12 protein-coding genes are annotated in these 13,487 nt (G+C 65.0%); 10 read left to right on the forward strand and 2 right to left on the reverse strand.

Going from position 1 to position 13,487, the window contains the following annotated elements; all coding sequences use genetic code 11:
- The first annotated feature begins 76 nt into the window (after positions 1–76).
- From panC to RDV55_RS06500, 6 genes are all read left to right on the forward strand, one after another.
- Entirely contained in the window at positions 77–1,030 is a 954-nt protein-coding gene (gene panC / locus RDV55_RS06475) for a pantoate--beta-alanine ligase (RefSeq protein WP_111823909.1), read from the forward strand.
- Positions 1,027–1,461 (forward strand): aspartate 1-decarboxylase, encoded by a 435-nt coding sequence (panD, locus tag RDV55_RS06480; RefSeq protein WP_111823908.1) that lies wholly within the window; start codon positions 1,027–1,029, stop codon positions 1,459–1,461. Before panC ends, panD begins: the two co-directional genes overlap by 4 nt.
- A gap of 183 nt (positions 1,462–1,644) precedes the next feature.
- Positions 1,645–2,523: a carbohydrate ABC transporter permease gene (locus RDV55_RS06485; protein ID WP_111823907.1), complete on the forward strand. Its 879-nt coding sequence runs from the start codon at positions 1,645–1,647 to the stop codon at positions 2,521–2,523.
- Positions 2,510–3,355, forward strand: coding sequence for a carbohydrate ABC transporter permease (locus RDV55_RS06490; RefSeq protein WP_111823906.1), 846 nt, complete (start codon positions 2,510–2,512; stop codon positions 3,353–3,355). The genes RDV55_RS06485 and RDV55_RS06490 overlap by 14 nt, the downstream gene beginning before the upstream one ends.
- A gap of 30 nt (positions 3,356–3,385) precedes the next feature.
- A complete protein-coding gene (locus RDV55_RS06495) occupies positions 3,386–4,708 on the forward strand; it encodes an ABC transporter substrate-binding protein (protein ID WP_111823905.1) in 1,323 nt (440 codons plus the stop codon).
- Between the two features lie 68 nt (positions 4,709–4,776).
- Positions 4,777–5,472 (forward strand): PIG-L deacetylase family protein, encoded by a 696-nt coding sequence (locus tag RDV55_RS06500; RefSeq protein ID WP_111823904.1) that lies wholly within the window; start codon positions 4,777–4,779, stop codon positions 5,470–5,472.
- A gap of 125 nt (positions 5,473–5,597) precedes the next feature.
- Here the strand turns inward: RDV55_RS06500 and RDV55_RS06505 are convergent, their stop codons facing one another.
- The gene (locus RDV55_RS06505) at positions 5,598–7,010 is read right to left on the reverse strand and encodes a 6-phospho-beta-glucosidase (protein ID WP_444860796.1); all 1,413 of its coding nucleotides are present in this window, start codon (positions 7,008–7,010) and stop codon (positions 5,598–5,600) included.
- 37 nt (positions 7,011–7,047) lie between these two features.
- On the opposite strand from RDV55_RS06505, the gene RDV55_RS06510 reads away from it, so the two are divergent.
- Both RDV55_RS06510 and RDV55_RS06515 read left to right on the forward strand, forming a co-directional pair.
- The gene (locus RDV55_RS06510) at positions 7,048–7,935 is read left to right on the forward strand and encodes a carbohydrate kinase family protein (RefSeq protein WP_111823902.1); all 888 of its coding nucleotides are present in this window, start codon (positions 7,048–7,050) and stop codon (positions 7,933–7,935) included.
- A 56-nt stretch (positions 7,936–7,991) separates the two neighbouring features.
- Positions 7,992–9,611, forward strand: a complete 1,620-nt coding sequence (locus RDV55_RS06515) for a lysine--tRNA ligase (protein ID WP_111823901.1) — start codon at positions 7,992–7,994, stop codon at positions 9,609–9,611.
- Positions 9,612–9,691: 80 nt separating this feature from the next.
- Here the strand turns inward: RDV55_RS06515 and RDV55_RS06520 are convergent, their stop codons facing one another.
- Positions 9,692–10,633: a sugar-binding transcriptional regulator gene (locus tag RDV55_RS06520; protein WP_111823924.1), complete on the reverse strand. Its 942-nt coding sequence runs from the start codon at positions 10,631–10,633 to the stop codon at positions 9,692–9,694.
- A gap of 313 nt (positions 10,634–10,946) precedes the next feature.
- Here RDV55_RS06520 and RDV55_RS06525 point away from each other — a divergent pair, with 313 nt between their 5' ends.
- Together RDV55_RS06525 and glpK are read left to right on the forward strand one after the other, a co-directional pair.
- Positions 10,947–11,732 (forward strand): MIP/aquaporin family protein, encoded by a 786-nt coding sequence (locus RDV55_RS06525; RefSeq protein WP_111823900.1) that lies wholly within the window; start codon positions 10,947–10,949, stop codon positions 11,730–11,732.
- A gap of 152 nt (positions 11,733–11,884) precedes the next feature.
- Positions 11,885–13,408, forward strand: a complete 1,524-nt coding sequence (gene glpK / locus RDV55_RS06530) for a glycerol kinase GlpK (protein ID WP_111823899.1) — start codon at positions 11,885–11,887, stop codon at positions 13,406–13,408.
- Positions 13,409–13,487 lie beyond the last annotated feature (79 nt).

Raw genomic sequence — 13,487 nt, forward strand, 5'->3', positions numbered from 1 at the left:
GCCCTGTCGCTGAGATGGGCGTGAGGATAGCGACTCTATTTCGCAACGGCGGGTCAACATTTGCAAGAATAGAACTATGACCCATCGTCCTGTCCTGACCCACACGCGTGCCGAGCTGGCTGATGCGCTGTCGCGCCTGCCCGGCACGAAGGCCCTCGTGATGACCATGGGTGCCCTCCATTCCGGGCACTTGCAGCTCGTGCGCGAAGCCCGCGAACTGGCCGATCATGTGATCGTGACGATTTTTGTTAATCCGACGCAATTCGCGCCCGGCGAGGACTTCGACGCCTACCCTCGCACCCTGGACGCAGACATGGACGCTCTCGAGACGGTGGGAGCGGACCTCGTGTGGGCGCCTGCACCCCAGGACGTGTACCCCACGCCCGCGACCGTGACGATCGACCCGGGCCCCATCGCGCGCGTCCTCGAGGGCAAGACGCGCCCCACTCACTTCGCGGGCGTCGCACTCGTGTGCTCGAAGGTCGTCAACCTCGTGCGTCCCGACGTGGCCCTGTACGGGCAGAAGGATGCTCAGCAGCTGGCCGTCCTGCGCACCGTCTTCTCGCAGCTGGACATCCCCGTGCGCGTCCACCCGGTGGCGATCGTGCGTGCCCAGGACGGTGTCGCCCTGTCCAGTCGCAACCAGTACTTGAGCGACGACGAGCGCATCCGCGCCCGCACCCTGGTGCGCACGCTTCGCCGCGGGGTCGAGGTCGCCGAGGCCGGGGCGGAGCCCAAGGACATCATCTCGCAGTGCCGCTCGGTCATCGATGCCGAGGGCGGCATCGACCTGGACTATATTGCGCTCGTGGACGCCGGAACCTTCGAGATCCTTGCGGGCACCGAGTCCGTGCCCGTGGGTGAGGGCGCTGCCGCACCCACGATCCTGCCCGACGGATCGCGCGAGGGGCGCATCCTGATTGCCGCCACGGTGGGCACGACCCGTCTCATCGACAACATGGAGGTGCTGTTGCGCGACGCCACCGGTCCCGTCGGCCTCGTTGCCGAACAAGCGGGGGGCCTCGCATGATGGAGATGACCCGCGAGATGGCCATCGGCAAGATCCATCGCGCCGTCGTCACCGGTGCAGACCTGCACTACGTCGGCTCGATCACGGTGGACGAGGACCTGCTGGACGCCGCAAACATCGTACCCGGCCAGAAGGTCGACATCGTCGACGTCAACAACGGCGAGCGCCTCTCGACCTACACGATTGCGGGCGAGCGCGGCAGCGGCACCATTCAGCTCAACGGCGCGGCCGCCCACAAGGTGACCGTCGGCGATCTCGTCATCATCATGGCATACGCCCAGGTGCCCGAATCCCTCGTGCGTCAGGTCAAGCCCGCCGTCGTCTTCGTCGACGAGGCCAACAAGATCGTGAGCGCCGGTGACCATGCGGGGACCGTTCCCGAGGATTCCGCGCGTGCCCGGCAGCTGGGACTCAAGAGCTCGGGCGTCTGATTGATATGCCGGAAGGAGCGTCCACTCGCTTGAGTGGGCGCTCCCTTGTTTTCGCTTCGTTGTGTGCAGCTTTGCTCGTTTGATGACAAGCGCTGTTCACAATTGTCCATGCCTTGTCTACGCCCGGCGCTGATGCGCCCGTCACACCTATCCTCGAAGAACCGTACGAAAGGATGGTGGGGCATGAGCAAGCGAGCGTCTCGGACGCGCCACGCACTCGCCGGATATGCGTTCCTGTCGCCCGCCCTGATCGGTGTTCTTCTCTTCATGGTTGTGCCCATTGGCGTCATCATGTGGGTGAGCCTGTACCGGTGGGACCTGATCGGGGACACGCGATACGTGGGCTTGGCCAACGTCACGAGCGTGCTGAGCGACCCGGCCTTCCTATCGTCCCTACGCACGACGATTCTCTTCGTCCTCCTCGTGGTCCCCATTCAGATCATCCTGGGCCTACTCCTCGCGAACCTGCTGACGAAGGGCGTGCGAGGAACCGTCGTCTATCGCACGCTCATCGTCATCCCGTGGATCGCGCCTCCGCTGGCCCTCGGCGTCGTGTGGTCGTGGATCTTCGCCCCCACCGGCGGCCTCCTCTCAGCGCTTGCGGGCACCCGACTAGAGATTCTCGTGTCGCCCACCTGGGCGCTGCCCGCGGCGGCTTTTGTCGTCGTCTGGTCGAACGTGGGGTACACGGCGCTCTTCTTTATCGCCGGATTGCTCGGGATCCCGCGTGAGCTCACCGAGGCCGCGACCGTGGATGGCGCCTCCTCCTCGCAGGCGTTCTGGTACATCAAGATGCCCCTCCTGCGCCCGACCTTCTTCTTTGTCTCGGTCACCTCCGTGATCTCGGTCTTCAACGTTTTCGATCAGATCTACGCCCTGACCAAGGGCGGGCCGTCCGGCTCCACCGAGGTCCTCGCCTACCTGATCTACAAGGAGGCCTTCGAGACCGGAAACGTCGGCCGCGCCGCAGTCATGGCGTGCGTGATGATGCTGCTCCTTATGTGCCTGACGCTGGCCCAGAACCTGTACTTCCGGAAGAGGACCACGTATGAGCTCGTCTAAGTCATACTCGCGTCGGCCCTGGTGGTCGACCCTGGGGATCTACGCGGGGCTGTCGCTGGCCGCCTTCGTCATGGTCATCCCGCTGCTCTTCAGCTTCGTCACGGCCTTCAAGTCGCCGCAGGACTTCGCCTCGCACTCACCCTTCGCGTTGCCCTCGCCGCCCTCCCTGACCTCATTCCAGGCGATCCTGACGGGACGAGTCAACTTCGGCGACGCGATCATCACGACGCTTCTCATGGTCGTGGTGATGGTCGTCGGGCAGCTGGTGTCCTCCGTGCTGGCCGCCTACGCGTTTGCGCGTATCGAGTTCCCGGGACGCGAGGTCATCTTCTGGCTCTTCCTGGGCACCATGATGATTCCGGCGTCGGTCCTCGTCATCCCGCTGTACCTCATGATGGCGAGGATGGGGCTCAACAACACCTTCTGGGGCATCGTCCTGCCGTTCGTGTTCGCCTCGCCCTATGCGGTATTCCTGCTGCGTCAGTCGTTCCGTCAGATCCCCCAGGAAATCATCGATGCGGCGACCATGGACGGCGCCGGGCAGATACGCATCCTCTTCTCCATCGTCGTTCCCGTGTCGAAGCCGATCATTTCGACGCTCGTGCTCATCACGGTTGTGAGCCAGTGGAACTCATTCATGTGGCCACGGATCATTGCCGCGACCAGGCCACGCGTCCTCACGGTTGCGACGGCCGCGCTCCAGAGCCAGTACAACGCTAATTGGACGTACGTCATGGCGGCGACAACGATCGCGCTCGTGCCCCTGATCGCTCTGTTCATCGTCTTTCAACGACACATCGTTGAATCGATTGCCCTGACGGGCATCAAGTAACAACACAACCCATCACAACTGGAGGTCTTCATGAATAGGCGTTTTATTACCGCCACCGCTCTGATTGGTGCCGCGTCGATGCTGATGGCCGCCTGCTCGCAGGGTCGCAGCGCGTCGAGCGAGGCGGGTACGTCCCTGACCCTGCGTCTGTGGGATGATCAGGCTGCCCAGGCGTACGAGGCGGCGCTCCCCGCTTTCACCGAGGAAACGGGGATCACGGTCAACGTCGAGGTCGTCCCGTGGTCGGACTACTTCACGGGCCTGCGTTCTGAGCTCGCCGCGGGCACCGGACCGGACGTCTTCTGGTCCAACACGAACAACTACACCGAGTACGCCCGGGGCGGCAAGATCGTCAACATCGACGAGGAATTCCCCACCTCCGAGCGCGACGGCTGGCTCCAGGGCGCCATCGATCAGTACACGGTTGACGGAAAGCTCTACGGCGTCCCGGTCCTCACCGATCCGTCGATCGCGGTGTACTACAACAAATCACTCCTGGATGCGGCCGGCGTGAGCATTGAGGACCTGCAGAACCTGTCGTGGAACCCGAGCGCCTCCACCGACTCTCTGCGGGAGATCACTCGCAAGCTGACGCTGGACTCGTCGGGCCGCAACGCGGCTGACCCCGCCTTCGACGCGGACCACATCGTCCAGTACGGATACAACGCCGCGCTGGATGGCCAGGCGATGCTCATTCCGTACCTGGGCTCGGCCGGTGCCACACTGCAGGACGAGAGTGGGCACTTTACGTTCGCGAGCCCCGAGGGTGACGCCGCGGTCGGCTACCTGGTGGACCTCATCAACAAGGAGCACGTTGCCCCCTCGGCGGCCGATACGAACGACAACGGCGACTTCAGCCGTGACCAGTTCCTGCAGGGCAAGATCGCTCTGTTCCAGTCCGGTGCCTACAACCTGGCGAACGTGTCCGAGGGCGCGTCCTTCGAGTGGGGCCTGGCTCCCCAGCCGAAGGGTCCCGCAGGTGCCGTGACGGTCGGTAACTCCGTCGTCGCGGCCGGTTCGACGGCGAGCGCGAACCCCGAGGCTCAGCACAAGCTACTGGCATGGCTGGCTGGCAAGGACGGCGGTGCCGCACTGGGTAAGACCGGTGCCGGCTTCCCCGCGAATGAGAATGCCCAGGCGACGTGGACCGCGTACTGGTCGGACAAGGGCGTCGATACCTCGGTCATGGCGAAGACCCCCTCGGGCACGATCATGGCACCCTTCGGCGCGAAGCTGGGCGCGGCAATGGATGCGTACAACGGGGTGCTCAAGGAGGTCTTCCTGGGACGCACCGGCGTGCATGAGGGCGTCCAGGCTGCCCAGGACGCTGCCAACGCAGCGATCGATCAATAGTCGTCGAAGACGTGGGACAGGCGCCGGCGGGACATGTTCTCGCCGGCGCCTCGGTAGGGAGGATACGAATGGATACCGTGCTCGGAATTTACGCCCACCCCGATGATGCGGACGTGGACGCGGGCGGGACTCTCGCCCGCTTCGCGCGCGAAGGGGCGAGAGTTGTTGTCGCCGTCGTTACGGACGGTGATGCGGGTGGCTCTGACCAGGATCTGGATCAGCGGATGGGGGAGTTGCGTCGTAATGAACAGCGCCGCGCGTGCGAGCAGCTGGGCGTTACGGAGCTCGTCTTCTTCGACGGCTACCCCGACGGTATGGTGACACCCTCCCACGGCCTCGTACGCGATATTGTCGCCCTCATTCGACGCGTGAAGCCGAACCTGATCCTCACGCTGTCGCCCGAATACAACTGGTCGTCCATCTACGCCAATCACCCCGACCACCGGGCCGTGGGCGCCGCAGTCACGGACGCCGTCTACCCGGCCGCGCGCAACCCTTTCGCCTTCCCAGAGCTGCTCGACGAGGGCCTGGAAGCCCACGTCGTCGAGGAGGTGTGGTTCCAAGGTGGCCCGTCGACAAACCACGTCGTCGAGCTGGACCGCTCGGACGTCGAGTCCAAGGTAAGGGCGGTGCGTGAGCACGTCACCCAATTCGACGACCTCGATCGAATGGAGTCCTGGATCCGACAGGGCACCCGCGACGCGGGGCACCCCCACGGCTACGTGGGAGGAGAAGAATTCTTCCGCTGGGACACGCGCGGGTGAGGGCCCGGTAGTCGGCTCGTTCCCCAGACTGTACCCCCGCCTCGTCTGTATGAGACCGGGGCACAGCGCGTCGATGGGTGCGCGTTGAGGACGGCGCACAGTGCGCAGCGCGGGATGGGCGTTCCTCAGTCGAAGGCGGCGGCGACCAGCGGATTTGTGCGAATTGCCTGGTCGAGCACGTCGCGCGCGACGTTGACCGAGTCGACGAGAGGGTGCAGCGCCAGCGCCTGCCACGCGAGAGTGCGATCGCGCTCGCGGGCGGCGTCGATGACGAGATTCTCGCAGGCCTTCACGGATTGGACGAGGCCGAGGGCCGCGCCGCTCAAGGGCGCAACCGGAATTGGATGCACGCCGGAGGCGTCGACATCGCAGGGAACCTCGATGACGTCCGTGTCGAGCAGCGTCGGAATCGAGGAGAATCCGCCGTCGCTGTTACCGACGTTAAGGATCATGCGCGCCGGAGTGTTCGTAGCGAGCGCGTTCATGAGGTCGAGAGCCACCTTTTGGTAGCCGCCGCCCGCGATGTCTTCGGCGCGCCTGCCGGAGCGTTTGTCGACGTCGCGGGCCTCGGCCATGTAGGTTGCCTCCCGGTCGGCGAACGCATCGATCCACGTCCGTCCCGCCTGCTCGTGGTGGGAGAGGACGGCGTTGTAGAAGGCTTCCTGCTGATCGCGCAGGTACTCGCCGCGGGTTTGATCCTGGTGGATGCGGGCCATGGCTTCGCGATGACAGTAGTAGTAGAAGAGGTATTCGTTGGGGAGGGCACCCAGCGCGCGAATCCAGTCCGTGCCGATGGCGCGGGATTCTTCCATGGATCCCAGGGCCGCCTCGTCGGCGAAGAGTCGCGGGAGGATGTCGTGGCCGCCGACCGACAGCGAGCGCAGCCAGCCGAGGTGGTTGAGGCCCACGTAGTCGAAGGACACGTCGGCGCGCTCCTCCTCGGGAATGTTCAGGGCGTTCAGCGTGCGGTTGACGAGCCCGATGGGGGTGTCGCAGATGCCAATGACGCGCTCGCCGAGTACGGAACGCATCGCCTGGGTGATGATCCCGGCCGGATTCGTGAAGTTGATGAGCCATGTGTTCGGGCACAGGCGGGCTGCGGCGCGGGCCAGCTCGAGTGCCGGCCCGAGCGAACGGAACGCGTAGCAGTAACCGCCCACGCCAACTGTCTCCTGACCGAGCAGCCCATGGTCGAGGCCGCAGTGTTCGTCGAGGACCCGTCCGCAGGTCCCGCCCACGCGCATCGCGGAGAACACGAAGTCGGCTCCGGGAAGCGCCTCGCTGATGTTCGTCGTTCCGCGCACGGTCGGGGAGTGTGGGAAGTCCAACGAGGACAGCACGGCCATCATCGCGTCGAGCCTGCGTACGTCGGTGTCAAACAGGATGACGCGGTCGACGTCGAGGGAAGCGTAGTCGCCGCGACCCGAGCGTGAACGGGCCAAGACGTCGATCATTGCAGGGACCCGGAAGCCCCCTCCTCCGACGATGGTGAGCTGCATGGCGGGCATCCTCTCTGGATACGTATAGTGGTGGCTCACTGACATATTGTAGTCGCGCTCACGTCTAGGAGGACCTGTGGCATCTCGAGTACCCGCCGCATCTCAGTTCGCGGTGTACGGTCCGACCTTCCTTGACGTGGTCATGGGCCCCCTCGATGGTCCTCCGGTTCCCGGCCGCGAGGCCTGGGTGGAGGGAGCGCTCATGTGCGCGGGTGGCGCGGCCAATCAGGCGATTGCGCTGGCTCGCCTAGGCGCACCCGTGCGCCTGCATGCTCGCGTGGGCGTCGATCAGATGGGTCAGTTTGTGGACGAGATGCTCGTGCGCGAGGGCGTGGACACGTCCTCGTGTGAGCGCGTGGGCGATCAAAACGTGACTGTCTCCCTCTCCTTCGACGGCGATCGCGCGATGACCACGCGCGGGACCACTGCGTTGCCCCTCTTGGGAGGCGGCGCGCCGGCGTGCCTGCTCGCGGACGTTCGGGGAATCAGCGCGAACAGTGAGGTCGTGTCCTCCTGGCGCGAGCGCGGGACGTGGGTGCTGGCGGACACGGCATGGGACGAGGCCGGGGCCTGGGATCCGGCCGACCTGGAGGCCTTGCGCGTAGCTGATGTGTGCACGCCCAACGAGGAGGAGGCGCTCGCCTACGCGCGCACCGAGAGCGTGGGGGACGCTGCGCGTTGGTTCGCGTCGTTCGGCTGCGACTGTGTGGTCACATGCGGCAAGAACGGCGCGGTTGCGTGCGTTGACGGGCAGATCCTGCGTGTGCCGGCGCCCGCGGTGACGGCGGTGGATACGACGGGTGCGGGGGATGTTTTTTCGGCGGCTCTGGCCTGGGCGCGCCGAGCCCGCCGCATGCCGTGGGCCGAGGCGCTCGCCCTCGCCTGTGCGGCCGCCGCCCACTCCACGCAGGGGATCGGCGGGTCCTCGTCAGCTCCCTACGCGGCCGACCTGCCGGGTGCGTGAGGAGCCCAACCGGGCCCCTTTCTCGTTGCGCGGCCAAATCCCGCTACGATAGGCGCATGACCGATTCTTCCTCCACGCCCACGCAAGCTCCCGCAGACGACACCCCCGAGCAGGTCAAGGTACGCGCGGCTAAGCGCGCACGCCTCATGGAGGCTGGCATTCCTGCCTATCCCGTGCGCCTGCCGATCACGACAACCATCAAGCAGGTGCGCGAGAAGTACGCTCACCTCGAGGCCGGCGAAGAGACCGAGGATTACGTAGGCCTGGCGGGCCGCGTCATCCTCGCGCGCAATGGCGGCAAGCTGTGCTTCGCGACGCTCATGGACGGCGAAGGTAACAAGATTCAGGTCATGCTCTCCGCCGCCTCGGTCGGCGCGGAGTCCCTGGCTGCCTATAAGAACGACGTCGACCTGGGCGATCACCTCTTCGTCCACGGCCGTGTGATTTCCTCGCGCCGCGGCGAGCTGTCGATCTTCGCGGCTCCTGCCGAGGTTACCCCCGAGGCGCAGGCTGAGTATGACGCTGCCCCCACCGCGCTGCCCGCCCCCGACGCTTCGTGGGCCATCGCCTCCAAGGCGATTCGCCCCCTGCCTAAGACCTGGACCACCGAGGACGGCGAAGACATTACGCTGTCCGAGGATCAGCGCATCCGCCGCCGCGAGCTCGACCTCATCACGCGCCCCGCTGCGCGCGACATGGTCCGCATCCGCGCGGCCGTTAACCGCTCGATTCGCGAGAACTTCTTCCGCCGCGACTACATCGAGCTTGAGACGCCGATGCTGCAGGTGATTCACGGCGGGGCATCGGCCCGCCCCTTCACGACGCACATGAACGCTCTCGACACCGAGCTCTACCTGCGCATCGCGACGGAGATCTACCTCAAGCGCGCTGTTGTCGGCGGCGTGGACCGCGTCTTCGAGATGAACCGCAACTTCCGTAACGAGGGCATGGACTCCTCGCACAGCCCCGAGTTCACCTCCCTGGAGGCCTACGAGGCCTACTCGGATTACAACGGCATGGCGCTCCTGACGCGCGACCTCATCCAGCAGGCAGCTCGTGACGCTTTCGACCTGTCTGAGGGGGAGGAGATCGTACGTCTGGCCGATGGCACGGAGTACGACCTGTCGGGGCAGTGGGATCGCATCGACCTGTACGGTTCAACCTCCGATGCTCTGGGCGAGGAGATCACGGTGGAGACGCCGCGCGAGACCCTTGTCAAGTACGCCGAGCGCGTGGGCCTTGAGGTCGATGACTACGCCGTGTCCGGCAAGATCGTTGAGGATATCTTCGAGGAGCTTGTGGCATCCAAGCTGTGGGCACCGACCTTCGTCTACGACTTCCCGGAGGATACCTCTCCGCTGACCCGCTACCACCGATCGCGCCCCGGCCTCACCGAAAAATGGGACCTATACGTGCGTGGCTTCGAGACTGGCACCGCATACTCCGAGCTGGCCGATCCGGTCGTTCAGCGAGAGCGCTTCGAGGCGCAGGCCCTGGCGGCCGCCAACGGCGACCCCGAGGCCATGGTTATGGATGAGGACTTCCTCATTGCCATGGAACAGGGCTTCCCGCCGTGTGGCGGCATGGGCATGGGCATCGATCGCCTGCTCATGGTTCTCACCGGCCAGGGCATCCGCGAGACGATTCCGTTCCCGCTGGTCAAGCGCCTGGGCTGAACAGCGCGCTGAGTCGCCCCGGCCTCGTCCCCTTCATGGACGAGGCCGGGGCCTTTCGCGTGCGTTGGTGTTCCTCGTGCTCAGATATAGGAGCGTCGGGCAGCCATGCGCGTGTGGACGAGGTCGAGGAGCTCATGGGCTGCAGCGTCGTCAAGAACGAGGTCGGTGGCCACCCCTGCGCGCAGGGCTCCCAGCAGCGGGAGGGCCTTGGAAGCGCCCGAAACGACGCACAGGCGTCGAGGGATCTTCTTAAGCGTCGCCGGGCACGGGCCGGAGGCGCGCTCGTTGAGGGACATGTTGGTGGAGCCGTCCTCTCGGATGAGGACCGTACACACGTCGCCGACGACGCCGTCGTTTTGAGCGGCCGCAATCTCGTTGGGGTCGAGGAAGCCGCCGGAATACACGTGGGAGGGGAGTCGAGCGGACATCGAACCCACGCCGAAGAGTGCGACGTCGGCGTTATCGATGGTGCTCAGGACGGACCGGACGGAGCGCTCGCGCCACAGGGCCGTCTTCGTGTCCGCGTAGTCGAAGAAGGCGGGCACGGGGAAGTTGACGATGCGTCCGCCGATGCATTTTGCTGCTCGGGCGATGATGGCCTCGGCATAGGGCATGCCGGACTCGGTGGCGGTAGCCGCTCCGTTGAGCTGGACGACGGCTGAGCCGGGGAACGATACGTGCGGCATCGCTCGCGTGACCTCTGCGGTCGTGTTTCCCCAGGCGATACCGAGGGTGACACCGGGGAAGAGCATATCGACGAGATGTTCTGCGGCGACGAGGGCGACGTTGTGTAGGCGGTTGACCTCGGTGTGCACGTCGTGGACGGGGACGACGGAGACCTGAACTCCGAACAGGTCAGCGATTTGCCCCGCAAGCGTCCCCTTCAGCCCGGGGGAAGCGGAGACCGAGATGCGTACCAGGCCGACCTCTCGCGCGTGGGCGAGAAGCCGAGAGACCGAGGAGCGTGATATCTGCAGGTGGCGGGCGATTGTCTCCATCGTCTGCCCCTGGAGGTAGTACATCGAGGCGGCCTCGTGCGCCTGTTCGTCACGTATTGTCACGTTTTCTAGTGTGCCATGCACAGGCGTGCAGATGTGTGATTTTGGGAATTAAAGAGTCCGAAGTGTTGACAATCAAAAGCGCGGCAGATGGTCAGCATCGCACCGATAAGGCTGCACGGATGTGCACTCAGTTTGGGCTAACGTGCATCAGGTGTCATACTGTGATGTGACCCGCGAACTATGTTCGAGCGGATATTGTTCGACGGTACACAGTTATCGGTGACAGAGCACCGGCGAACCGACGCGAAGGAGCGTCGGAGAAAGATAGAGAAACATGTTCACAACACTGCTCCCGGCAGCCGCTGATATGGTTGCCCCGACCACAGCGCAGATTTTTTGGTCTGAGTTCCTCGGCACTGCGGTCCTGCTCCTCCTGGGTGGTGGCGTCGTTGCCACGAACCTGCTGCCTAAGTCTAAGGGCAAGGGCGGCGGCTGGCTGCTTATCAACTGGGGATGGGGCCTCGCAGTCTTCGCAGGCGTCTACGTCGCGTTCCGTAGCGGCGGCCACCTGAACCCCGCCGTGACGATCGCCAAGGTCGTCGGTTACATGTTTGACTCTGAGGTGACCCTCGCCGGCGCAATCCCCGTCACCGGGATGAACGTCGCCGTGTACATCGTCGCCCAGTTCCTCGGTGCCTTCGTCGGCGCTATTCTGTGCTGGCTGACGTTCAAGAAGCACTTCGACGAGGACTGCGACGCTGCCCTCAAGCTCGGCGTGTTCTCCACCGGACCCGAGATCCGCTCCTACGGTTGGAACTGCTTCACTGAGGCCATCGGCACCGCCGTCCTGATCCTGTGGATCTGGGTATCCGGCTACACCGAGACCGCGGTCGGCCCGCTCGGCGTCGCCCTGATCATCGTCGCCATCGGTAACTCGCTCGGTGGTCCCACCGGATACGCCATCAACCCGGCCCGTGACCTCGGCCCCCGTATCGCTCACGCGATCCTGCCGATCAAGGGCAAGGGTGGCTCCGACTGGGGTTACTCCTGGGTCCCGGTCGTCGGCCCGATCATCGGTGCCATCATCGGCACCGTTCTCTACTTCCTCGCCTTCGCCTGAGGGTGAGTGCGCGGGCGAGGCCTTGACGGCCTTCGCCCGCGTGATACCCCACCGCCGGGGTCATCAATCTGTGGGTCCGAAAGCCCACCCGCCGCGCAGGCGGATCGACGCGGCGCACACAACGACGTGACAACGCCCCCGAAAGGACACTCATGACCACCACCGAAAAGTACGTTCTCGCCATCGACCAGGGCACCACCTCGACCCGCGCGATCATCTTTAACCACGCCGGAGAGATCATCTCCGTCGGACAGAAGGAATTCACCCAGATCTTCCCGAACCCGGGCTGGGTGGAGCACAATCCCATCGAAATCTGGGAGACGACCCGCACCGTCGTCGCTGAAGCCCTGCAGAAGGCGGAGATCAACCGCCACAACCTCGCCGCCGTCGGCATCACCAACCAGCGTGAGACCACCGTTGTGTGGGACAAGAACACCGGCGAGCCGGTCTACAACGCGATCGTCTGGCAGGACATGCGCACCGCCCCCATCGTCAAGGAGCTCGAGGGCGACGAGGGTCCGGACCGCTTCCGCCAGATCTGCGGCCTGGGCCTGTCCCCCTACTTCTCCGGCTCCAAGATCAAGTGGATCCTAGACAACGTTGAGGGTGCCCGTGAGCGCGCCGAGGCCGGCGACCTGCTCTTCGGCAACACCGACTGCTGGGTCCTGTGGAACCTGACCGGCGGCGTCAACGGTGGCGTGCACTGCACCGACGTCACCAACGCCTCGCGCACCATGCTCATGGACATCCGCACGCTCCAGTGGCGTGAGGACGTCTGCGAGATCTTCGGCGTTCCGATGTCGATGCTTCCCGCGATCAAGTCTTCCTCCGAGATCTACGGCTACGGCCGCAAGAACGGTCTGCTCGTCGACACTCCGATCTCCGGCATCCTCGGCGATCAGCAGGCGGCTACCTTCGGCCAGGCCTGCTTCGAGAAGGGCATGGCGAAGAACACCTACGGCACCGGCTGCTTCATGCTCATGAACACCGGCACCGAGCCCGTTTTCTCGGACAACGGCCTGCTCACCACGGTCGCCTACAAGATTGGCGACCAGCCGGCCGTCTACGCGCTCGAAGGTTCGATCGCCGTCGCAGGCTCGCTGGTCCAGTGGCTGCGCGACAACCTGGGCATGATCGTCAAGTCTTCGGACATCGGAGAGCTGGCCAGCACGGTTGAGGACAACGGAGGCGTTTACTTCGTTCCCGCGTTCTCGGGCCTGTTTGCCCCCTACTGGCGTTCGGATGCTCGCGGTGCGATCGTAGGCCTGACCCGCTACGTCAACAAGGGCCACATCGCCCGCGCCGTCGAGGAGTCGACCGCATTCCAGAGCGCCGAGGTGCTCGACGCGATGAACGCGGACTCCGGCGTGCCGCTCAAAGAGCTCAAGGTTGACGGCGGCATGACGCACGACGACCTGGTCATGCAGTTCCAGGCCGACCTGTGCGGCGTCGACGTTGTTCGCCCGAAGGTCATCGAGACGACCGCCCTGGGTGCCGCCTACGCCGCTGGCATGGCCGTCGGCTTCTGGTCGGGCACCGAGGACGTCGTGGCCAACTGGCAGGAAGGTAAGCGCTGGTCCCCGTCCATGGAGCCGGCAGAGCGCGACCGCACCTACCGCCTGTGGAAGAAGGCCGTCACGCGTACGCTCGACTGGGTTGACGACGACGTGAAGTGATCGACACCCCTCGAGATTGACGAGGCCGGGGCTGTGTTGAGCGGTCCCGGCCTCGCCCTATCTGGTCTTACATAGGACT

This window comes from Schaalia odontolytica (assembly GCF_031191545.1).
Classification (GTDB): Bacteria; Actinomycetota; Actinomycetes; order Actinomycetales; family Actinomycetaceae; genus Pauljensenia; species Pauljensenia odontolytica.